Below are 21,524 nucleotides of genomic sequence, written 5' to 3'. Positions count from 1 at the left end.
GCCGTCCGCCGAGAAGCGCGAGCTGACGGCCGTCTCGATCCGGGAGAACCCCGCCTACGCGGGAGGCCTCATCGGCTTCGTGCTGATCCCCAACCCGAACGGCACCGGCAATGGAAACGCCACGCAGTACCATTACACCGAGCACCGCTTCAACGTGGAGTGTACGGCGTGCGAGAGCCCGGGGCCCTGGTACTCCGATCTCATCTACAGGTCGAACCAGCTCGCCAACACGTTCTACCTGGGGTTCGAGGATCTCGATTTCCGGAACGCCGCCGGCAGCGCGGGCGTCAACGGCAATGATCTCGATTACGAGGACTTCCTGTTCCGCTTCTCCGGCATCACGTGCCCCGCGGCCGGCCAGCCGTGCGAGGTCGAGGAGAACGTGGGCGCGTGCCGCGCGGGCATCTCCGACTGCGACGGGCAGGGACAGGCGATCTGCACGCCGATCGTCGAGCCTGGCAGCCAGGCCGAGCAGTGCGACGGCATCGACAACGACTGCGACGACATCGTCGACGAGGAGGCGCCCTGTCCGGAGGACCAGGTGTGCAGCCGCGGCCGCTGCGTGAACCGCTGCGGCTCGGCCGAGTTCCCGTGCGATCCTGGGCTCGTGTGCGTGGAGGGCCTGTGCGTCGAGCAGGCGTGCGTCGACGCGAAGTGCGATGTCGGCCAGGTGTGCCATGACGGCGTGTGCCGCGCCCCGTGCGACGGCGTGGTGTGCCCGCACGGCCAGACCTGTCGCGGCGACCGCTGCCTGGATCCGTGCGACGGCGTGACGTGCGGCGCGGGCGAGGTGTGCGAGAGCGGCGTCTGCGTGGTCCAGTGCAACTGCCGGGGCTGTCCGTCGGCGGACCGCTGCGCGGCGGACACCGGGCGGTGCGTCGAGGCCGCGTGCGCCGACGTGTCGTGCGGCGCGGGCACCACTTGCCGTGGCGGGGCGTGCGTCGACCTCTGCGATGGCGTCGTGTGCCCCGCGGGCGAGCGGTGCGTGGCCGGCATGTGCGCCGAGGAGCCGCCGGCTCCTGCCAGCACGACGGCGGCGGGTCCGACGCTCGACGTGGCCGCCTCGGTCGGCGCGGGCGACGCCGCGTCGGGCGCGGCCGGATCGGGCTCGGGTGGGGCTCCCTCCACCGGCGCGGGCGGGGACGCGAGCGGGAGCGGGGAGTCGGCGGGCTGCAGCTGCAGCCTCGGCGGCGACGCGCCGTCCGCCGGCGGCGTCGCCGCGTTGCTCCTCGCCGTGAGCCTCGGGCTCCGCCGCAGGAGGGGCGGAGACCCGGAGCGCTCGGCTCCTGGCCTCCGTATCCGTCGTTCAGGGTGATCCGGACGCCGGCCCGAAGAACTCGACATCATCGATCTCGATGGTGCCCGAGTCGACCTTGTCCTTGCCGAGGAAGCCGCTCGCGCGGACGCCGTTCATCTCCGCGCTGAAGGAGAGGCCGACGATCGACCGGAGCACGTCGTTCACGTCGTCGCCCGGGTCGCGCCCCTGATCGATGGCCCAGCCCGGGAGCGCCATGTCGGCGAACCTGAGCTCGATCAGCGTCGGCTCCGCGGTGAGCCGCACGTCCCATCCGTGGCGAACGCCCGTGAGCCCTTCGCTCTGCGCCGGGCTCTCGACGTCGAAGCGCATCCCGCGCGCCGCCTCCGCTCGCGCCCAGAAGCGGACCCCCTCGAGCGCCGTCGCGTCGAGCATGCCCTCGGCGAGAGGCACCCCGAAGTACACGTACTGCCCCCAGGGAGACGCCTCGTCGCGGAAGTCGAAGCGGAGGAGCATGCTCTGCGCGCCGTTCAGCGGAGCTTCCTGCGAAAGGCCCTGCACGGCGCTCGACGCGTTGTTGGTGGACAGCACCGTCCCGACGTACAGCCCGAGGGTGTCCGCGGCCTCGAAGTCGTTGATCCCCGTCGCGGTGAACGAGAAGGGCGCGAGGGGCGTGCCGCTGGCGAAGCGGCCCAGGCGCTCTCGCAGGATCGGCAGCTCGTTCCTGAGGCGCTCCACCGCGGGCTCCCACCCGGCGAGCCCGGGCCCGAGCGGGTCCTCCTCGACGGCGGCGCGGATCAGCGCCGCGTACTTGTCGACCTGCTCCTCGAGCCGCCCCTCGCTGAACGGGCCCTCATGGAGCGCCTGCAGCGCGGCCTTGTAGCCCGCTGCGTCCTGGTTCAAGGCGCCGAACAGCGCATCGCAGCCCGGCGGGCGCACGTGCTCGGAGCCCATGAACACCGGGACCACGGCGCTGCAGTCCGCCGGCGTCTCCGTCCATCGCGGCACGTGGCCGAAGTAGGAGCTGGGGCCGAGGGTCTGATCGAGATCCCACGGGATGAGGTGGAACTTGCCCGAGGACGGCTCGTCGTAGACGTAGAAGTTGTGGTTGAACGCGGCGCCCGCCTCGTTGGCATAGTAGGTCGTGACGCCGTCCCAGTTCACGATCGCCTCGTCGACGGCCATGTAGCGCTGCAGCTGCTCGACGTCCGCCCACTCCGACAGCGCGGTGAGCCGCTCCGCGCCCTCGGAGGACGCGAGGGCGGTCGAGAACGCGATGAACCGCTCGTGCGTGGCCACGTCTTCGTTCGTCTCGATCCGCTCCGCGTAGTAACCGGCGTCGTCCGAGACCGGCCACGCTTCCTTGTAGAGATCGCCGTCCGGAGCCTCGGAGAAGTGGTGTTCCAGGAAGCGGCCGTCCACGTCCTCGACCATCGAGAAGAGCCCCTGCGACTCGCCGTTCACGCGCAGCGTCGCCCACGCGCTCCGCGGGGCGGCGACGCCCATCTCCCGGAACAGGCCATAGGCGATCCGCTCGTGGAGCCTCGTCGGGTCCCAGATCATGGAGTGGAAGTTCAGGCGCTTCTGCGCGTAGAAGCGCTGTCCGTCGACGACCTCGTCGAACTTCACCTTCATGCTGAGCTTCGGACAGGTGAGGTTCCCCTCCCCGTCGAAGCACATGTCGAGGGTGCCGTACCCGCCCTTGAACCGCAGGCCGACCACGCCCAGGCTCTTGCCCTTGTAGCAGGCCTCGGCCTCCACATACCGCTCGTCGCGGGCGTTCTCCTTGAGCTCCGCCCAGCGCTCTTCCGGAAGGTAGAAGTCGAAGCGCGGGACCTCCTCCGCCGCGTACAGCTCGTCCGCGTCGCGGTCGGCCAGCGCGGGGTCGGACGGCTCGCACCGCGGCGTCGGGGGCTGCCCGCCGCTCCCGCCGTCGCTCGCGCCGCCCTCTCCGCCGGCGCCTCCGGCGCCTCCGCCCCCGGCGCCTCCGCCCCCAGCGCCTCCGGCGCCTCCGCCCCCAGCGCCTCCGGCGCCAGCCCCGCCCGAGCCCCCTGGCCCGACGCCGCTGCTCGCGCCTTCGTCATCGCCGCAGCCCGCACCCACCGCGGCAGCCGCAAATGCAAGCACCATCCAATACCCAAGCTTCATCCAGCGATCCTCCAAGAGCCCCGACCCTAGTCGCGGCCATCGCGTCCGTCGATGCCTGAATTTCACGGCAGGCATGGACGCCTCGCTGGACATCGTGCGGCGCCGCGTGACCTCGCGACCCCGCTCATGACCCGGCACGATGACCCGGCACGAGGCGCGTGGTGATGGTAGTTTTCCAGGCGTGAGCCAGCGCCCGTATCCCGAGCCCCAGGCAGCCCGCCTCCTGTCCGTCGCGGAGTGGGCAGCGCTGCCGGAAGACGAGGCCGGTGAGCTCATCGATGGCCGCCTGGTCGAGGAAGAGATGCCCGATTGCGTCCACGAGCTGGCCGTCGCCTGGCTCATCCACACCCTGCGGGCCTGGCTCATCCCGCGCGGCGGCTTCGTCTTCGGCTCCGAGGTGAAGTACGCGCTCAAGCCACGGCGCGGGCGCAAATCCGACGTGTCGGCGTTCCTCCCGACCTCGCGGAGGCCCCCGGCCCGTGGCGCCGTCGGCATCCCGCCGGACATCATGGTCGAGATCGTCTCCCCCTCGCCGCGGGACAGCCGGCGCGATCGCGTCGAGAAGCTCGAGGAGTACGCCGCGTTCGGGGTGCGCTGGTACTGGTTGCTCGATCCGCAGCTCCGCACCCTTGAGATCCACGAGCTCGCGCGCGGCGGGCTCTACCAGCACCGCCTCACCGCGCCCGGAGGGGTGCTCCGGGAGGTTCCGGGCTGCGGGGGGCTGACGCTCGATCTGGACGCGCTCTTCCGCGAGCTCGATCGGCTCGACGCGACGGAGCCGCAGGAGCCGCCGCAAGGCAGCGCAGACGGCGAGGCGTGACAGCGCGGGCGGCGAGCGGCGCGGCCGCGCGGCGGTTCACCCGCGATGCCAGCGCGGCTCACCCGCGGCCCCGCGGGGCGCGCTCGCTCGGGGCGGGGGCCGGCGCCTCGGCCTCGACGGCCAGGCACGCCTCGAACCCCTCGACGTAGCTCGGGTAGAGCAGCGCCATGCCGAGGGCGCGCTTGACCTTCGCGTTGTCCACGGCGCGATCGTGGCGGAGCGTCTCGTGCAGATCCTCCCGCGGCGCCCCGGCAGGCAGCGCGAGGCCGAGCCGCGCGCAGAGCCAGCGGACGACCTCGATCTGCGGCACGGGCGCGTCGTCCGCGACCAGGAAGATCTCGCCGGGGGCGGCGCGCTCCAGCGCCGCGAGCGCGAGGCGCGCGAGGTCCTCGACGTGGATGCGCGAGACGACGTTCCTGCCCTGCCGATCGCCCTCGCCGGTCATGCGGAAGTCGCCGCGCAAGAGCCGCTGGTGCAGGCCGCGGCCCGGGCCGTAGATGCCCGCGGCGCGCAGCACCACGGCGCCGCGCGCGCGGTACACGTCCTCGGCCGCGAGGCGCGCCGCCGCGCGGGGGCCGTCGGCCGACGTGGGCGTCGCCTCGTCGATGCGCCCCGTCGCGTCGCCGTACACGGCGGTCGACGAGACGTACGCGATCGCGCGCGCGCGGCGGAGCGAAGGCGCGATCGCGGCGTCGGTCGCGCCGTCAGGCGGGAAGGCGACGAGCACGTCCGCGCCGTCCGTGACGAGCCGGTCGACGGCCTCGGCGGTGAGCGCCGGGAGGACGCTCACCTCGATGCCCGCCCGCGCGAGCTCCGCGGCGCGCTCGGACGAGCGCGTCGTCGCGACGACGCGGCCGCCGGACGCCCTCCGCAGGCCGGCGACCACCGCGCCGGTGAAGCCGCAGCCGAGGACGATGAGCGGGGGGGAGGTGTTGAGCATGGGTTCCGGGCGACGCTTCTACCAGCAAGAGCGAGAGGACGCCTCTGCGGCGCGAGAGCGCTGCCGGCCGGGCCCGAGGTGCACGGACGGGGGCGCGAGGTCGTCGTCTTCGTGCGGGTGGGTCGCCGGGTCTGCGCCCCCGCCTAGGATGGTAGGGCTGGCGGCCACGCTGCGATCGCCGGCGTGGCGGGGGAGAGGCGCACCGAAGGCAGGAAGGACAGGGAGATGGGTAAAAGGGAGAGAGCGAAGCAGCTGCTGCTCGTGGTCGCGACGGCGGGGCTCACCGCGTGTGAGGACGACGGCGCTATCAACCCTCCGTCTCCGCCGCTCGTGTGCGACGAGGTCGCCGACGGCTCGGCGCTGTGGGCCAGAGGGACGCTCACCAAGGATCCTCAGGAGCCCAGCGCTCTCCTGTGGATCGAGCTGAACCACGAAGGCGCATGGGTCGACCCCCCGGTCGTGACGGCCCTTTCGGGGATGACCATCACCTCCATCGACGCGTCCTTCGATTCGAGGAACATCCATGCCGCCATGGACGACGGCGCCACGACCGCCAGCTTCCAGGTGCGCGGCAAGCTCACCGACCCCGAGACGACGTGCGACGTGGACCGCACGTTCACCGTGACGATCGACGAAGAGAGCAAGGTCGAGATCACGAGGCACGACGCGCTCCCGTTCCTGCCGCACAGGCACGCCTCGCTCGATCCGCGCAGGCACGCCTCGTTCGACGTGATGCGATGCGACGGCAGCGACGTCGGGCGGCGTGCGTCGGGCGGCGAAGACGAGCGCGTCCCACGGACGAAGGCCGCTGGCACCACCGAGGCGACGGCCGACGTGGCGCGCGGCGACGCTGGCCGGAGGGGCCGGGCAACGATCAGGCGAAGAGGCTGAGCGAATGCGGCGAGCACGTCTCCGCGCTGGCATGGTGGCACCTCGACCTCGCAGGTCGACGGCCCGCGCCCCGGGGCCCGCCCCGGCCGCTTCCACGGCCGGGACGGCGTGGATCCAACGGATGGTCGAGGGCCCGCGCCGCATCTGGTAGCCTGGTGGGCGGGGAGCGGGCGGCCGGGACGCAGCGTGCTCGCCGCAGCGACGCTCCTCTGCGCATGGCGGTCCACGTCTTCATCTCCTACGCCCCCGCGGATCGGTCGCACCTCGAAGCGCTCGAGGCGCACCTCGCCTCCCTGAAGCGGCAGGGCCTGGTGAGCACCTGGCACCGCGGCCGGATCGGCCCAGGCGCGGTGCGCGACGAGTCGATCGCGGCGGAGCTCTCCTCCGCCGAGGTGGTGCTGCTGCTGGTGAGCGAGGCGTTCCTCGCCTCGGACAGCTGCTACGAGCGAGAGCTCGGGCGCGCGCTGGAGCGTCATCGCAGCGGGGCAGCGCGCGTGGTGCCCATCCTGGTGCGCGCGTGCGACCTGGAGGGCACCCCGCTGGCAGAGCTCCAGGCGCTGCCTCGCGATGGAACTGCGGTGACGAGCTGGGCCAACCCGGATGAAGCGTGGAGGGAGGTCGTGCAGGGCATCCGCGCGGCCGTGGAGGAAGCCGCCGCGAGCGCGCGGTCGGAGGCGGCGCGCGACAGCGCGGCCGCGCCGCCCGGCGCGCTCGGCGTGAGCCCGCGCGAAGCAGACGAGGCGATCCGCGCTGTCGACAAGCAGATCGCCGCCGCGCAGAAGCGGCGGGTGAAGCTGAGGGCCGCCGGCGCGAGCACCGAGCAGGTGGACCGGGAGATCGTCGACCTCAGGCGCAAGCGCCGGGAAGGCGGCCAGCTCCACGTCGGCGAGGAGCTCAGCGACGGCCGGTACCTGCTGCTGGAGCGGATCGGGCGCGGCGGGTTCGCGACCGTGTGGCGCGCGCTCGACGCGGGGCGGGGCGACCTGCCCGTGGCGATCAAGGTGCTGCACCCGAACCTCGCGGGCGACGAGAGCCGGCAGGAGCGGTTCTTTCGGGGCGCGCGCGCGATGGCGGAGCTCGACCATCCCGGCGTGGTGCGCATCCTGGAGCCGAAGGGCGAAGACGGCGGCTGGCACTACTTCGTGATGGAGCTCGTCCGTGGCGAGGACGTGCGCAGCGCGGTCGTGGGGAAACGGCTGGCAGCAGAGCAGGTGATCCCGATGCTCCTCAGCGCTGGAGAGGCGATCTCGTTCGCCCACAGGCGGGGGCTCGTGCATCGGGACGTGAAGCCGGCGAACATCCTGCTCGACGCGGACGGGCTGCCCCGGATCACGGACTTCGATCTGGTCTGGGCGCGCGACACGACGGGGGGCACGAGGAGCGGGGCGCTGGGGACCTTCCTTTATGCGGCGCCGGAGCTGATGCACCGCCCGCAGGACGCGGACGCGCGCGCGGACGTGTATGGGCTCGGTATGACGGCGGTGTTCTGCCTACACGGGGCGGAGCTGCCGCCCATCATGATGCGGTATCCGGGGCGGGTAATAGACCAGCTGCCTTGCAGCGGTGCGGTGAGAAAGGTGCTCGAGAGGTCGATCGAGTTTGAGGCATCGGAGAGGTATCCCGATGTGGCAGCGTTCTGTAAGGCGCTCAGTGGCGCGGCGGGGGGAGGCAGTGCGCCGCTGGAGGCATCAAACGGACCGGTTCCCCAGCAAGGGACGACGATGGAAGCGCCAGACGGTCCGGTGATCCAGCAAGGGGCAGCGCTGGAAACGGCAGAAGGCCCCGTACCCGAGCGAGAGCGGCAGGCGCAGCTCCGCCGCAACCGCGTTGTGTGGCAAGACTCGAGAGAAGGCGGACCGGTTCGCGATGCGATCCAAAAAGCCATCCTGAGGCCGCGGGCGGCGCGCGCTGAAAGTCCGGTGGAGTTGACCGCGTTGGAACTCGACGTGAGCGGGGAGCGAACGGTCGTGTCCGGGAACTGGAGCCTAATATGGCCGAAGCACCCGCTCCCTGGCTCGGCGGAGGCGCCATTCGAGGAGCGCGGTACATTCCACTGCACCCTCCTCGAGAAGCCGGGCAGGAATCGAGCACCCAAGGTGATCTACCGGAGCGACTTCTTCGAGTCACTCCTGACGTTAGTGGACATCCCTGGCGGAACGTTCTTCATGGGTAGCCCCGACGAAGACACGGAAGCTCACAAGGCCGAAAGGCCCCTGCGGGAGGTGGCGGTCGAGGCATTGACAATCGCTACTACACCGGTCACGGTGGAACAATACGCTGCCGTGACAGGCCAGACCGCCGGAGAGGAGGCAAACCGCCCCATCTGCAACGTATCGTGGCAAGACGCCATCGAGTTCTGCAATGCGCTCTCTCGGCTGGCGGGCAGGCAGCCCTGCTACCTGTTAACGTTGGATAGCCTGGCATGGGTGCACGGCGCGGACGGTTTCCGGCTGCCGCGGGAAGCGGAGTGGGAATACGCGTGCCGCGCCGGGACTACAACTCGGTATTTCTTCGGCGATGACGAGCACCGGCTGGCGGACTACGCGTGGTACCGCGAGAACAGCGAAAACCGGGCTGCACCGGTTGGACAAAAGAAGCCCAATCCGTGGGCTCTCTACGACATGCACGGGAATGTTTGGGAGTGGACATGGGATGAGTATCACGGGCTTGATAAGACAGCGTTACCCGACCCACGCCTGAAGATAGTAGCTCAGCATGCAAACGAGATTGCCCGAACAGTACGCGGCGGCTCGTTCGTCGATAGGCCCAAGTGGCTGCGCTCGGCAAGTCGGATTGGATACAAGCCCAGGCATAAGAACGAGCACCTCAGCTTCCGCTGCGCAGGCCCCGCCCGCCGCCGAGATTGACCTCGTCCTCCGCCGCCCTCACCACGCCGGCTTGCGCGTATACCGGTGCTTCACTCCGAGCGGGAAGTACTCCGGATCTCCCGCCGCCCGCAGCGTCACCCGCGGCGCCCGCTTCCCCGCCGGCACGTAGCTCCTGAACTCGCTGTTCAGCCGGACGAGGTGCTCCTCGATCGACCGCGCCGCCGCCTCGCGCCGCGCCTCGCTCTCCCCCTCCCCCGGCGCGAGCTCGACCACCACCGAGAGGGCCATATCCCTGTCCGCGCCCTCGCGGACCTCCAGCACGAACTTCCCCGTCACCCACTCCTTCACGCCGGGCTGCTCGATGCCCACGACCACGTTCTCCGGATAGATGTTCGCTCCGAAGTACGACACCGTGAAATCCGAGCGCCCGAACACATGGACGAACGGGAGCTCCCTGGCCCCACGCTCCCCGTCGAGCTCCCGCCGCGGGTCGAAGCCGAAGCCGGCCAGGGCCGCCATCATGTCCGCGTGCGAAGTGACGCCCCCGCTGTCGAGGATCGCATAACGAACCAGCGGGACGCCGTTGTCGCCCGAGAAGAGGAGCATCCCGTCGCGCTGCTCGAAGTACCTGTCGGCCGGGTCGTACTGCACGAGCGTCGGGAGCCGGTCCTGCCCGAACAGGGCGCGCGCGGCGTCCGGCCTCCCCGCGAGGAACCGGCGGATCGCGACGCTGAGCGGCGTCTCGTTGCCCAGCACGCCCGCGTCCGCCGTCCCGTACAGCGAAGCCGAGTCGTAGCAGGGCGACGTCGACCCGACGCGCTCGCCGACCAGGGACCGCCACTCCTCGCTGAACACCTCCCCGGCCATCACGAGCTTGATCCGGAAAGGTGCCCAGTCGACGCCCCGGGCCCGCCCCGTGTCGATGACGTCCTTCAGGAACGGCGGATAGCCGAGCAGGACGACCTGCTCGAACGCCGGCCCCAGATCCTGCACGACGCGGAAGATCTCGTCCTTGTTGTTGCCCGGCGTGACGACCGTGATCGGATATCCCTTCGCCGCGAGGTGACGGCAGCACGCGGCGGTGTACATCCCGCCGACCCACGAGCCGAGCGCGAAGCACACGACCGCGAGCGTGCGGCGCGTGTCGGCCCGGAAGCCGTCGTGGAACACCTGCTCGAAGCGCCGGGCGATCGGGAGCTCGTCCGTGACGGAGCGGGGCCAGAACGTCGGCTTTCCGGTCGAGCCCGAGGAGACGGCGATCATGTCGCACGGCTCGACCCGCCCCCCGCGGCACAGATCCGCGATGGGGTGCCTGAGCACGTAGTTCTGCTTCGTGATCACCGGCAGCGCCGCGAAATCCGCGGGCGTCCGGATCGCCGCCGGGTCCACGCCGTGCTCCGCGAGGAAGCGGCGGTAAGCAGGGACAGCGGCGGCGACCTCGTGGAACAGCGCGAGCGCGCGGTCGGCCGGATCGGCCTCACGGTGCCGCGACAGCGCCGCGTCGAGCGGCGTGCTCAGGAAGGCGTCGATGGCCGCCAGGACCCGCTTGGGTTGCACATCCTGCATCGCGAGATCTCCCTCCGTCCGATGGTTCGCAGCAAGCGGACGCCGGTTCAACGAAAGCGCCCGCCTGCCTCTCTATCCGCTCGCGGGCGAAAGCGCCCGCGCAGCGTCAGCGCCCTCCACCCCCCGCCGCGCCAGCGAGCTCCGCCGCGAGCGCTATCTCCTCGGCGCGCTTCTCGTAGCCGTCCGGCGGCTCGGGACGCGGGTTCGCGAGCAGCGACGTGATCACCGTCTCCAGCCAGCGCCGGAGCGGCGTGTGCTGGAAACCGAGCTCCGCCCTCGCCTTCGCTGGATCCAGCAGCGACATCCAGCGGTCGCTGAACGGCGACATCGCGACCGGATCGATGCCGCGGGCCCTGATCGCCGCCGACGGGATCGGCGCGAGCCGCGCCGGCGCGCCGAGCAGCGAGGCGATGAGCTCGAGCAGCTCGGCGAGCGTCGGCGTCTCGTCCATGCAGAGGTTGTACGCCTCGCCGAACGTGGACGGCACGAGGAGCAGCTTCACGATCGCCCTGACGACGTCGCCGCTGTAGACGTGCCGCACCGGGTGTCCGCCGCCGTCCGGGACGAGCAGCGGGCCGCCGTCGAGCATGCGGACGATGTACCGATCGAGGCGGCGGTAGGGATCGCGCTCCCCGTTCACCATCGGGATGCGCAGGACGGTCGCGGGAAAGCGGTCCCTCTGCCAGGCGGCGGCGAGCTCCGCCTCGCAGCCGCGCTTGTTCATGCCGTAAGACCACGCCTCGCGGTCCTCTTCGCCCGCGGGCTCCGGGAGGAGCGGGCCGTGGTCGTCGCGCTCGCGCGACGGCCGCGGGCACGCCTCCCGGACGAGGTACACCGAGCCGGTGCTGATCATCACGTAGTGGCCGATGCGCCCGCCGCCGAGCGCCTGGGCCGCCGCGCGGCCGTCCGCGGCCGTGTACGCGGTGAAGTCCACCGCGGCGTCGAACTCGCGACCTCCGAGCGCCTGCGCGAGATCGCCGGCCGCGCGATCGCAGCGGACCCGCGCGACGCGATCGCCGAACGCGTCGCGCGTCGCGCCGCGGTTCAGGAGCGTGACCTGGTGGCCCGCCGCGAGCAGGCGATAGACCAGGAAATGACCCATGAATCGAGTGCCGCCGAGCACGAGGACGCGCATGCGCGGCAACCTATCACCGCCGCGCGCAATGACGATGACGAGGACGCCATCGCGCGCGGGCGCGGGAAGGCGCGCGGCCAAGGAAGCCGCCGCCGGGCGGCCTCGCGCGCGGCGCGGACCGGGACCAGGTCGAGCCCCGGTCGTGCTAGATAGCGGGCCGTGCCGTTTTCCCACATCCTCGGCCAGGACACCGCGGTCGGCACGCTCGTGCGCGCGCTCGAGGCGGGCCGCGTGCACCACGCCTACCGCTTCGAGGGCCCGCCGGGCGTCGGCAAGGAGCTCGCGGCCGTCGCCCTCTCCCAGGCGCTCGTCTGCACCGGAGGCGATCCGCTCGGCTGCGGGCGCTGCGACGCGTGCCGGCGCGCGGCCGCGCGCTCCGACGGCCGCCCCGCGGCGCCGCTCCACCCCGACGTGCAGATCGTCGCGAAGAACTTCTACCCCGCCGCCGTCATCGGCCGGAGCCGCGACGAGCTGACCGAGATCTCCGTCGATCAGGTCCGCGCCATCGTGCTCGCCCGCGCCGCCTACCCGCCCCACGAGGGGCGCGCTCGGGTGTTCATCGTCCGCGACGCCGAGGACCTCAGCGTCGGCGCCGCGAACGCGTTCCTCAAGACGCTCGAGGAGCCGCGGCCCGGCACCCACTTCATCCTCTTGACCTCGCGCGGCGACCGGCTGCTCAACACGATCCGCTCGCGCACCCTGCCCGTGCGCTTCGCCCCGCTCTCCGAGGCCCTCATCCGCCGCATCCTCCGTGATCGCGGCGTGCCCGAGGGGCGGCACGACCTCGCCGTCGAGCTCGCCGCCGGCAGCGCGTCCACGGCGCTCGATCTCGCGGACGAGGAGCAGACCGCCTCGCGCGACGCCTTTGTAAAGGGTGTCCTCGAAGCCGCGGCCGCCCGGGACCTCGGGCCCGCCGTCGCGTTCGCCGAGTCGGTGGACCGCGACAAGGGCGCCCTCAAGGACGACCTCCGCGCGCTGAGCGCCGCGCTCGCCCGCGAGGCCCGCGCCGCAGTCGCGTCCGATCCGCGCCACGCAGGCCTGTCGGCCCGGCGTTACGCGGCGGTCTCCCGCGCCGTGGCGCAGCTCGAGCGCAACGCCTCGCCGAGCCTCGCGATGGCGTCGCTGATCGCGGAGCTGCGCAGCGTCGTCGGCTGACAGGCGCCGCGCGCCCACGTGGCCGCGCGGGCCGGCGTCAGCCCTCGCCGCCTCCGCCCAGCCGCTCGTATCCGCCGTCCTCGATGCGCCGCCCGGCCCACGCGTGGATCCGCCCCTCGCTGGCGAGCACCACGGCCGCGTCGCGCCCGGCGCCGTCGTAGAGGGCGATGATCCCTGCGTCGCCCACGGGGGGCGCGCCCTGCCCGCACCGCTCGAGCGCCGCCGGCAGCCGCGCCCGCCGCCGCATGGTCGCGCCCGCGATCTCGAGCGTCGCCGGCGGCTCGTCCGGCGAGTCGGCCGCCGCAGGCGCGAGCCACAGGATCTCGCGCCGCGGCGCGGGGAAGGCCACGACCGCCCCGTGCGTGCCGCCCTCGGGCGCGAGGAACACCGCGGCGACGATCTCGCCCCGCTCGCGCGCGACGATCGCGCCCGAGAGCCAGCGCTCCTCGCTCCCGGCGAGGACCACGTCGCCGAGCGCGAGCGGCAGCTCGTGCCAGGGCGCGTCCCCCGGCGGCGCCGGCGCGTCTCGCGCGCGCTCGCCGCCGTTCCCTCCCGGCGCCTCCCGCTGGCGGCGCGACGCCATGTAGCCCACGGTCGCGGCCACCGCCGCGGCGGCCGCCGCGAGCAGCGTGAGGCTCATCGCGCGCCCCTGTCCACCGGCGCCGCGCGCGCGCCCGCCAGCGCGAGCGCCTGCGAGAGCGCCTGCTGGAGCGCCCGCGCCCGCGCGCTCACCTCCTCGAGGGCGCGCGGCGCGGGCGTGCCCTGATCCGGCAGCAGCGCGGCGATGATCGCGGCGGCGGAGCAGCGCGCGCCCACCTCGGCCGCCCTCTCCAGCGAGATGCCGCCGATCGCCACGACCGGGAGCCCGGGACGCACCCGCTCGACCAGGGCGCGCAGCGACGCGAGCCCCTCGAGGCCGACCACGGCGTCGGGGCGCTCCTTGCTCGAGGTCGCGAAGATCGGCCCGATGGCGACGTAATCGAGGCGCTCGAGGGAATCGCCGGAATCACCGGCATCGCGGAGCTCGCTCGGCGCCCGCAGCGCGGCCTCGATCTGCGCGGACGTGTGGGTCGAGAGCCCGACGCGCAGCGGGACGGAAGCGCGCTGCGCCAGCCTGCGAACCGCGGCCACCGGGAGATCGTCCTGGCCAACGTGCACGCCGTCGCAGCGGGCGAGGATCGCGAGATCCGCCCTGTCGTTCGCGAACAGCGGCACCCCCGCACGCGCGGCCAGGGGCTGGATCGCGCGGAGGAGCGAGAGCGTCTGGGCCGCCCCGCCCCGCTTGTCGCGCAGCTGGATGGCCGCGGGGCGCGCGTCGAGGACGGCCTCGGCGAACGCCGCGGGATCGAGCCCGCGGCGCGCGAGCGAGTCGGTGTCGACGATGGCGTACAGGCCGCGCATGACCACGCTTCGAGCGGTGGGAGAGCGCCCGGGCGCTCCGGAGGAGGCCAGGCTCGCTGGCTACGCTAAGGTTGACGCCCCCGGAAAGAAAGCGGAAGCGTTCGCTCCCGAACGGATCCTCCATGCGCACACGTCTCGTCCGGATCGCCTGTCTGTTCACCTCGATCGCTCCTGCTGCAGCGGCCGTGATGGGGCTCGCGTCGAGCCCTGCGCTCGCGGAGGAGAAGTCGAGACCCGCGCAGCAGACCCAAGGGCCGGGCTCCGCAGTGCCCGCGCAGAGGCCGAAGGCTGCCGCCGCCCCGCCGCCCGGCGGGAGCAAGGTCGCCGCGCCCAAGGCGAGCGTCGGCGCGCCCAAGGCGAGCGCGAAGAAGAAGGCGCCCGAGTCCCCGCCGCTGCCGCCTCCACCGGCGCGCCTGTGGCTCATCGCGCCGTCGCCTCACGGGCCCTGGACGTTGCGGATCGACAACGAAGGGGAGCGGCCGATGCGCATCCCGGCGGACGTGCGGCTGCTGCGCCTGGAGGTCGACACGCTGAACAAGCGCGCGAAGAAGACGGTCCGCTGCGCCGCGCCCGCGGGGCTCAAGCCGAGCGGCTTCCCGGAGCGGCGCGCGCTGCTGCTGGCGCCCGGTCAGTCGTACATGGAGCATTTCGACCCGCGCCTGCTCTGCTTCGGCAAGGACGAGGCGGCGCTCGCCGGCGGCTCGGTGGTGAGGGCCTGGTACGGCTGGGGTCCGCCGCCCAAGTGGTCGAAGAAGCCGCCGGCGGCGCCGTTCGCTGCGGAGTCGACGGACCATCCGCCGGCGTTCGCCCCTGCGCCCGGCCTCGCGGCGCCCACCGTCGTGCTGAGCTACGCGCTGCCCCCCGAGGAAGCCACGGAGAGGGGACACGACGCAGGCGACGCCGAGCCGCCCTCTCCGGCAGCCCAGACAGCTCAACACCAGGACGACAAGGCGGCTCAGCCCGCGGACGACAAGGCGGCTCAACCCACGGACGACAAGGCGGCCCAGACGTCCGCGGACAGGCCAGCTGGCGAGTCCCCGGAAAAGCGCGTTCCGTCGGACAAGGGCCACAGCGCCGGTCCGCGGAGCAAGCCGATCGTGGACGCCAACGCGCCTCGCCTGGAGCTCACGAGCAAACCCTGGTCCGACGCGGCGAGCCCTCGCTCGATCGTCGTCCGAGTGAGCGCCAAGAACGCTGGCAGGCGCCCCATGACCGTCGCCATCCGGTCTCGGATGCTCGAGTTCCACGTCGCCGGCCCGAACGGCGAGACGATTTGCACGGCGGCCCCGCCGACGGGGGCGATCCCGCGCGATCTCTTCAGGACGCTGAAGCCCGGCGCATCAGCCGACGTCTCGCTCCTCCTCCGGGAGGTCTGCCCCGCCGACACGTTCAACCGCGAGGGCCTCTACGAGGTCACGGCCACGCTGCACGCGAACGAGCCGGGCACCCAGCTCGGCCTGGACGCGTACACCGCCGTCGTCCCGGCCAAGAACACGACGCTCCTTCGCGTGAAGAGCGCGCCAGAGCCGTTCTACGCGGCCGCGCCGCGAGCCGTGCCGACGCCCAAGCCCGAGGCCAGCCAGGCGTCGGAGCACGAGGCTCACGACGAGTAGATTGAAGGAAGCGGACCGCGCGCCAGTGCGGCAGGGACGCTTGGTGCAGCCCGTCCCCGGCGCGGCTTACACCGGCAGGATCCCCCGCTTCTTCTCCGGCCGCTCCACCCGCTTCTTCCGCGCGAGCTCCAGCCCCCACGCGATCGCCCTCCGGGTGTCCCGCGGATCGATCACGTCGTCGATGAGGCCCCAGCCGGCGACCTTCATCACGTCGATGTTCTTCTGGATCGCGTCGACCATCCCCTGCTTCACCTCCGGCGGCGGCGGCGCGTCGCCGAACATCTTCCTCGCCGCGATCCCGAGCATCCCCTCCGGCCCCATCACGCTGATCTCCGCGGTCGGCCAGCCGACGATGAGGTCCGGCTCGTACGCGCGCCCGCACATCACGTAGTAGCCCGCGCCGTACGCCTTGCGCACGACCACCGTGATCTTGGGCACCGTGGCCGCCGCCATGACGTGCAGCATCTTCGCCCCGTGGCGGATGATCCCCTCGTGCTCGACCTTCGAGCCGATCATGAAGCCAGGCACGTCCTGCAGGAACACGAGCGGGATGTTGAACGCGTCGCAGATCTGCATGAAGCGCGCGGCCTTGTCCGACGCGTCCACGTCGAGGATGCCGCCCATCTGGGTCGGCTGGTTGGCCACGACGCCGACCGGCTGGCCGCCGATGCGCGCGAGGCAGGTGATGATCGACCGCGCCCACCGCGGCTTCAGGTCGAACCGCTCGCCGTGATCGACGATGGCGTCGATCAGCTTCAGCATGTCGTAGGCGCGCCGCGGGCTCTCCGGCAGGAGGTCGAGCAGCGACTCCTCCCGCCGGTCGATCGGATCCGTGACCGGCAGGCGCGGCGGCTCCTCATCGCAGCTCGAAGGGAAGAACGAGAGATACCGCTTCACCGCGGCGACACACTCGGCGTCGCTCGGGTACTCCGCGTCCCCGACGCCGCTCTTCGTCGCGTGCACCTTGCTGCCGCCGAGCTCCTGCTCGGAGATGTCCTCGCCCGTCATCGCGCGCACGAGCGCGGGGCCGCCGAGCGCCAGCGAGCCGACGTCCTTGACCATCGGCACGAAGTCCGCGAGCCCCGGGATGTACGCCGTGCCCGCGGCGCCTGGCCCCACCATGGCCGCGACCTGCGGCACGACGCCGCTCATGTGCACCTGCTCGCGGAACAGGTGCCCCGTGCCGGCGAACAGCGAGATGCTGTCCGGGTGCATCGAGCCGGGATCGATGCGCGCCCCGCCCGAGTCGATGAACCACACGATCGGCCAGCGGCCGCGGAGCGCCATCTGCCGCAGGCGGGTCACCTTCTCCTCGCCCGTCTGCCCGATGCTGCCGCCCTTCACGGTGAAGTCGTACGCCGCCGCGCAGACCATCCGCCCGTCGACCTTGCCGAACCCGCAGACCACCGCGTCCGCCGGCGGCCGGTCGCTCCCGTCCGGCCCGGCCGCGAGCCCCATCTGCGTGCCGTGCATCCCCACCTCGAAGTGCACGCCGTCGTCGAAGAACGCCGCGAGCCGCTCCCGCGCCGTCATCTTCCCGCGCGCGTGCTGCCTCGCCACGCGCTCCTCGCCGCCCATCCGCCGCACCTGCTCCCGGCGGGCCTCGAGGTCCTTCACGAGCTCTCGCATGTTCACGGGCCACCTCTCCCTGCGCGCCTCGGCGCGCCTACTTGCCCGACCAGCGGGGCTTTCGCTTCTCCAGGAAGGCCAGGAGCCCTTCCCGCGCGTCGTCCGTCGCGAGGCAGCCGGCGAGCCGCTCGCGCAGGAGCGGCAGCGCCGACTCGAGGTCGAGATCGTCCTGCGCCGCGAACGCCTCGAGGCCGAGGCGCACCGCGATCGGGCTCTTCGAGGCGATGGCGGAGGTCACCTCGTCGACCGCGGCGTCGAGCGCGCCCGGCTCGACCACCTTGTTGAGGAGGCCGCACTGCGCGGCCTCGTCGGCGTCGAGGCGCTGCCCGAGGAGCATCATCTCCAGCAGCTTGCGCCGGCTCACGTGCCGCTGGAGCACCGCCATGATCATCATCGGGAACAGGCCGACGTTGATCTCCGGCGTCCCGAGCTTGGCGCCGCGGGCGCCGATCGCGAAGTGCGACGCCGCGACGAGCCCGAGCCCGCCGCCCAGCGCGTGCCCGTTCACCCGCGCCACGATCGGCTTGCTCGAGTTCGCGAAGGCGAGCAGGAGATCCGCGTAATCGCCCTTCATCTCGGGCGGCGGCGCCCCCTCGGCGCCCGCGATCTGCGCGAAGTCCCCGCCCGCGCAGAACGCGTCGCCCGCGCCGGTCAGGACCACGCAGCGCACCGCCTCGTCCGCCGCGCCCGCCGCGAGGGCGTCGAGGAGCTCGCTCACCATCGCCGGCCCGATCGCGTTCTTGCGCCACGGGTTGTTCAGCGTGAGCCGGAGGACGCCCCCCGCGGAGGACGCCTGGAGGACGGTATACGCGCGCTCCGTCACGGGGCCGCCGCTCCTGCCGCTCCTGCCGCGCCGCCGTCGTGAAGGCCCAGGATCTGCCGGGCTTCCTCGATCGTCGCCGGTCTGCGGCCGACGTCGCGCACCATGCGCACGGCCACCTCGCAGAGCTCACCGTTGCTGCGCGCCATCTCGCCGCTCGGCAGGTAGAAGTGGTCCTCGAGCCCGCACCGCACGTTGCCGCCGAGCACGAGCGCCGCCGCCAGCATCCTCCACTGCCCGTGGCTGATCCCGATCACCTCCCACTCCGAGCCGGGAGGCATGATCCTGGTCTGGAGCTGGAGCGACTCCACGTGCGCGGGGATGCCGCCCAGCACGTTGACGATGAACGAGAACTGGAGCGGTGGTCTGAGCAGCCCCATGTCGACGAGCGGCCAGGTACCCTGCGTGTGCCCCGTATCGAAGCACTCGAGCTCCGGCTTCGTGCCGGCCTCGTTCATTGCGTTGAGGAGCTTGCTGATCTTCGCGTACGTGTTGGGAAACACCATGTCGAAATCGAAGGTCTTCCGCGCGCGCGAGTACTTCGAGTAGTTCATGGTGCCCATGTTGAGCGCCGCGATCTCCGGGCGGCTCTCCCGGAGGGTCGCGCACTGCTCGCTCACGTCGTCGAGGAGCGTGCCCGTCGAGAAGTTCAGGATCACCGGGCAGCGCTGGCGCACCTCGTCCTTGATCCGCGCGAACACGGCCGGAGAGAACGTCGGTGATCCGTCGTCGTTGCGCGCGTGGATGTGCACCGCCGCCGCCCCTGCGTCGTAGGCCCGCTTCGCCTCCTCGGCGATCTCGACAGGCGTATAGGGGATGGCGGGGCATTGCTTGCGGCCGGCGAGCACCCCTGACAGCGCGCAGGTCACCACGCAGATATCGGGATCTCGTCCGTTCGGATCCCTCGGTTCCCCGGTGAACGTCGGCTTCTCTCTCATGCCCCCTGCCTCCCTTTCGCGTCCTCAGCGCCGTCGCTCTTCTTCAGTCCGGCTCTGTCCGACCCGCGAGACCACCTGTTTTTGCAGCTTCGTCAGGATCCGGAGCAGATCGCGCAGATCGGTCGAGCTCAAGCTGAGCAGCGCGCTCCGGAAGATCTCCATCGGTTCGACCTGGATCTCGCTGGCGAGCCGCGCCCCCTTCTCGCTGAGCCGGATATGGACGACGCGCCGGTCGGCCTTCGAGCGTTCGCGGCGGACGAGCCCCTCTCGCTCCATGCGATCGACGATCCCGGTCACCGTGCTGTTCTGCGCCCGGATGCGCTCCGACAGCGTGGACAGCGAGAGATCCTGGAACGACTCCAGCAGCTTGAGGATGGTGAGCTGTGGCCCCGTGAGGCCGAACCCGCTCGCCATGCCCTTCGTGAGCCTGCGCGACTCCGTGTAGAGATAGATGATCATCTCCACGATGGCGTCGATCTCCGGCCTCTCGGGCGGCGGCAGGGTCGCTGTCACGATGCTTCGTGTACGAAATATTCGCTCCCCGGGGGAGGCGCAACCTGGATCTACCGACGTCCTCGCCGCGTCCCTGTCGCCCGGTCTGCCCGGAGCTCCCGGATGCACCACCGCAGCGCCTCCTGGAGGTCCCGATGCACCTGGACGGACGAGAGCTCGACGCCGAGCGACGAGGCCGTCTGCGCCACCTGCGGCTGGACTCCGGCCACGACCCCTTGCGCGCCGAGCAGCTCGATCGTCTGCAGCATGCCGATGAGGTGCTGCGCCGTCGTGGAGTCGACCTCTTCGACCCCCGTCACCTCGACGATCGCGTAGCGCGACTTCGTCTCGACGATCGTGCGCAGCAGCTTCTCCGTGATCTCTGTCGCCCGGTGACGATCGATGCTGCCGACGAGCGGCAGCACGAGCACGCTGTCCCAGACCTGGATGATCGGCGTCGACAGCGTCTCGATCGCGGACTCCTGCCGCGAGATCACCGCGCGCATCGACTCCTGCTGCTCGACCACCTCGCGCAGCGACTCCTCGGCGCGCATGCGCTCCAGCGTGATCGCGACCATCTCGCCGATGACCTGGAGCAGCGCCCGGACGCTCTTGTCCCACGCGCGGGTGGATCGCACCGCGTCGAGCCCCACGACGCCCACGAGCCGCCCCGCGTACACTGCAGGCATCCGGACGAGCGAGGCGATCCCGAGCTCCGTGAAGGCCCGCCGCTCGCTCGCTGCCTCATCCGGCAGGTCGGCCACGCGCGGCACGTCGCACACCTCGAGGCGGAACAGCCGCTCGACGAGCCACGGATACACGTCCCTGGACACGACTCCCCGCTCCGCGCGCAGCGACGGCACCCCTTCGGCGCACCACTCGTGCGTGTTCAGGAACCTCCGCCCGTCCTCCGCGAGGAGGAACAGGCTCGTCCTGTCGGCGCGCAGCGCCTTGCCGAGCTCCGCGAGCGCGGACTGGAAGCCGCGGTCGACGTCCGCCAGCTTCACGTTGATGAAATGGGCCGAGATCGACGCGACCAGCATCTTCGTCTCGATCCGCTGCATCAGCGCCCGCTCGAGGCGCTTCTGCTTGCCCACGTTGCGCGCCCACCCGTACACGAGCCCCTCGCTCGGCACCGAGAGCATCGACCACGACAGCCAAACGTAGAGGCCGCTCCTGCTCCTGCACCGGTTCTCCAGCCCGAGCGTGCCGGGCCCCTGGCGGAGCCGATCCATCTGCTCCCTGGTCGCGACGACGTCGTCCTGGTGCACGAGATCGAGGAGGCTCCGGCCGACGAGATCCTCGGTCCTGAGGCCGAGCGTCCGCTCCCAGGCGCCGCTCACGCGCAGGAACGATCCATCGCTCCGCAAAACACACAGCGGATCGGGACAGACAGCGAAGAATCGCTCGACGTCCGCTTCGTTCGCAGCTGTGTCCATCGCCGGTCGCCTTACCCAGACCACACCCCCACGCTCAGGTCTCCTTGACGTCCTCGAACGTCGTCCGCGCGGCCACGTGCTCCTCGTTCAGGTTGAGCAGGATGGGCAGCGTCTCGTGCTGCCAGTCATCGTCGAGGATCCGCCGCACGGTCACCCGGCCGGGCACCAGGTTGTAGACGGCATCCACGATATCCATGATGACGTAGAAGCCGTTCGAGTTGCAGAACCGCATCTTCACGAAATCCATCACCGTGGACGTGATCGGGTGCTGCGGGAGGACTCGGGCGAGCTCGTCCAGGTAGCTCGACAGGTACCGGTACGGGTTGTCGATCCGGATAGCGCCCTCGAAGGTCAAGACGAGGCGGTTGTCGTCATCGAGCCGGGCGACCGACTGAAAGACGCTCAGCCCGCCATCCGTGATTTCTCCATAGCTGAGAGCCTTCATACGCGACCT

General features: G+C 71.6%; 18 protein-coding genes. 6 read left to right on the top strand and 12 right to left on the bottom strand.

Annotation, left to right across the window (positions count from 1 at the left end):
- Nucleotides 1-79: 79 nt before the first annotated feature.
- Nucleotides 80-1,315 carry a hypothetical protein gene (locus WMF27_RS09070; RefSeq protein WP_437769319.1) on the top strand — a complete coding sequence of 412 codons (1,236 nt, stop codon included), beginning with the start codon at nucleotides 80-82 and terminating at the stop codon, nucleotides 1,313-1,315.
- Here WMF27_RS09070 and WMF27_RS09065 read toward each other — a convergent pair.
- The gene (locus WMF27_RS09065) at nucleotides 1,307-3,403 is read right to left on the bottom strand and encodes a CotH kinase family protein (RefSeq protein ID WP_437769320.1); all 2,097 of its coding nucleotides are present in this window, start codon (nucleotides 3,401-3,403) and stop codon (nucleotides 1,307-1,309) included. The genes WMF27_RS09070 and WMF27_RS09065 overlap by 9 nt on opposite strands.
- A gap of 181 nt (nucleotides 3,404-3,584) precedes the next feature.
- Between WMF27_RS09065 and WMF27_RS09060 the strand changes: the two genes are divergently transcribed.
- Nucleotides 3,585-4,223: a Uma2 family endonuclease gene (locus WMF27_RS09060; protein ID WP_437769321.1), complete on the top strand. Its 639-nt coding sequence runs from the start codon at nucleotides 3,585-3,587 to the stop codon at nucleotides 4,221-4,223.
- A 58-nt stretch (nucleotides 4,224-4,281) separates the two neighbouring features.
- On the opposite strand, the gene WMF27_RS09055 is transcribed toward WMF27_RS09060, so the two are convergent.
- Entirely contained in the window at nucleotides 4,282-5,163 is an 882-nt protein-coding gene (locus WMF27_RS09055) for an NAD-dependent epimerase/dehydratase family protein (RefSeq protein WP_437769322.1), read from the bottom strand.
- A gap of 225 nt (nucleotides 5,164-5,388) precedes the next feature.
- On the opposite strand from WMF27_RS09055, the gene WMF27_RS09050 reads away from it, so the two are divergent.
- Nucleotides 5,389-6,054: a hypothetical protein gene (locus tag WMF27_RS09050; protein WP_437769323.1), complete on the top strand. Its 666-nt coding sequence runs from the start codon at nucleotides 5,389-5,391 to the stop codon at nucleotides 6,052-6,054.
- A gap of 215 nt (nucleotides 6,055-6,269) precedes the next feature.
- The gene (locus tag WMF27_RS09045) at nucleotides 6,270-8,921 is read left to right on the top strand and encodes an SUMF1/EgtB/PvdO family nonheme iron enzyme (protein WP_437769324.1); all 2,652 of its coding nucleotides are present in this window, start codon (nucleotides 6,270-6,272) and stop codon (nucleotides 8,919-8,921) included.
- Nucleotides 8,922-8,939: 18 nt separating this feature from the next.
- Here WMF27_RS09045 and WMF27_RS09040 read toward each other — a convergent pair whose 3' ends face one another.
- Nucleotides 8,940-10,448 (bottom strand): phenylacetate--CoA ligase family protein, encoded by a 1,509-nt coding sequence (locus WMF27_RS09040; RefSeq protein ID WP_437769325.1) that lies wholly within the window; start codon nucleotides 10,446-10,448, stop codon nucleotides 8,940-8,942.
- 106 nt (nucleotides 10,449-10,554) lie between these two features.
- Complete coding sequence (locus tag WMF27_RS09035; protein WP_437769326.1) at nucleotides 10,555-11,583, bottom strand: NAD-dependent epimerase/dehydratase family protein; 1,029 nt, start codon at nucleotides 11,581-11,583, stop codon at nucleotides 10,555-10,557.
- Between the two features lie 159 nt (nucleotides 11,584-11,742).
- Between WMF27_RS09035 and WMF27_RS09030 the strand changes: the two genes are divergently transcribed.
- Nucleotides 11,743-12,738: an ATP-binding protein gene (locus WMF27_RS09030; RefSeq protein WP_437769327.1), complete on the top strand. Its 996-nt coding sequence runs from the start codon at nucleotides 11,743-11,745 to the stop codon at nucleotides 12,736-12,738.
- 37 nt (nucleotides 12,739-12,775) lie between these two features.
- Here WMF27_RS09030 and WMF27_RS09025 read toward each other — a convergent pair whose 3' ends face one another.
- Nucleotides 12,776-13,378: a hypothetical protein gene (locus WMF27_RS09025; RefSeq protein WP_437769328.1), complete on the bottom strand. Its 603-nt coding sequence runs from the start codon at nucleotides 13,376-13,378 to the stop codon at nucleotides 12,776-12,778.
- Nucleotides 13,375-14,139 carry a thiamine phosphate synthase gene (locus WMF27_RS09020; protein WP_437769329.1) on the bottom strand — a complete coding sequence of 255 codons (765 nt, stop codon included), beginning with the start codon at nucleotides 14,137-14,139 and terminating at the stop codon, nucleotides 13,375-13,377. Before WMF27_RS09020 ends, WMF27_RS09025 begins: the two co-directional genes overlap by 4 nt.
- A 122-nt stretch (nucleotides 14,140-14,261) precedes the next feature.
- Between WMF27_RS09020 and WMF27_RS09015 the strand changes: the two genes are divergently transcribed.
- Nucleotides 14,262-15,752, top strand: coding sequence for a hypothetical protein (locus tag WMF27_RS09015; protein ID WP_437769330.1), 1,491 nt, complete (start codon nucleotides 14,262-14,264; stop codon nucleotides 15,750-15,752).
- A gap of 66 nt (nucleotides 15,753-15,818) precedes the next feature.
- On the opposite strand, the gene WMF27_RS09010 is transcribed toward WMF27_RS09015, so the two are convergent.
- Genes WMF27_RS09010 through WMF27_RS08985 form a run of 6 tightly spaced genes read right to left on the bottom strand, consistent with a single transcriptional unit; the run spans nucleotide 15,819 to nucleotide 21,515 of the window.
- The gene (locus WMF27_RS09010) at nucleotides 15,819-17,381 is read right to left on the bottom strand and encodes an acyl-CoA carboxylase subunit beta (protein ID WP_437769882.1); all 1,563 of its coding nucleotides are present in this window, start codon (nucleotides 17,379-17,381) and stop codon (nucleotides 15,819-15,821) included.
- A 37-nt stretch (nucleotides 17,382-17,418) separates the two neighbouring features.
- On the bottom strand, nucleotides 17,419-18,204 hold the full coding sequence (locus tag WMF27_RS09005; protein ID WP_437769331.1) for an enoyl-CoA hydratase/isomerase family protein: 786 nt from the start codon (nucleotides 18,202-18,204) through the stop codon (nucleotides 17,419-17,421).
- Nucleotides 18,201-19,139, bottom strand: a complete 939-nt coding sequence (locus tag WMF27_RS09000; protein ID WP_437769332.1) for a 3-keto-5-aminohexanoate cleavage protein — start codon at nucleotides 19,137-19,139, stop codon at nucleotides 18,201-18,203. The genes WMF27_RS09005 and WMF27_RS09000 overlap by 4 nt, the downstream gene beginning before the upstream one ends.
- Nucleotides 19,140-19,163: 24 nt before the next feature.
- Nucleotides 19,164-19,652, bottom strand: coding sequence for a MarR family winged helix-turn-helix transcriptional regulator (locus tag WMF27_RS08995; RefSeq protein WP_437769333.1), 489 nt, complete (start codon nucleotides 19,650-19,652; stop codon nucleotides 19,164-19,166).
- A 50-nt stretch (nucleotides 19,653-19,702) separates the two neighbouring features.
- Nucleotides 19,703-21,070 carry an STAS domain-containing protein gene (locus WMF27_RS08990; protein WP_437769334.1) on the bottom strand — a complete coding sequence of 456 codons (1,368 nt, stop codon included), beginning with the start codon at nucleotides 21,068-21,070 and terminating at the stop codon, nucleotides 19,703-19,705.
- A 34-nt stretch (nucleotides 21,071-21,104) separates the two neighbouring features.
- Nucleotides 21,105-21,515, bottom strand: coding sequence for a hypothetical protein (locus WMF27_RS08985; RefSeq protein WP_012234416.1), 411 nt, complete (start codon nucleotides 21,513-21,515; stop codon nucleotides 21,105-21,107).
- Nucleotides 21,516-21,524 lie beyond the last annotated feature (9 nt).

Origin of the sequence: Sorangium sp. So ce281 (genome assembly GCF_051527395.1) — a bacterium.
GTDB classification, from domain to species: Bacteria; Myxococcota_A; Polyangia; order Polyangiales; family Polyangiaceae; genus Sorangium; species Sorangium cellulosum_B.
Note: the sequence above shows the minus strand (reverse complement) of the source record. Positions and strands in the feature narration are given on the sequence as shown.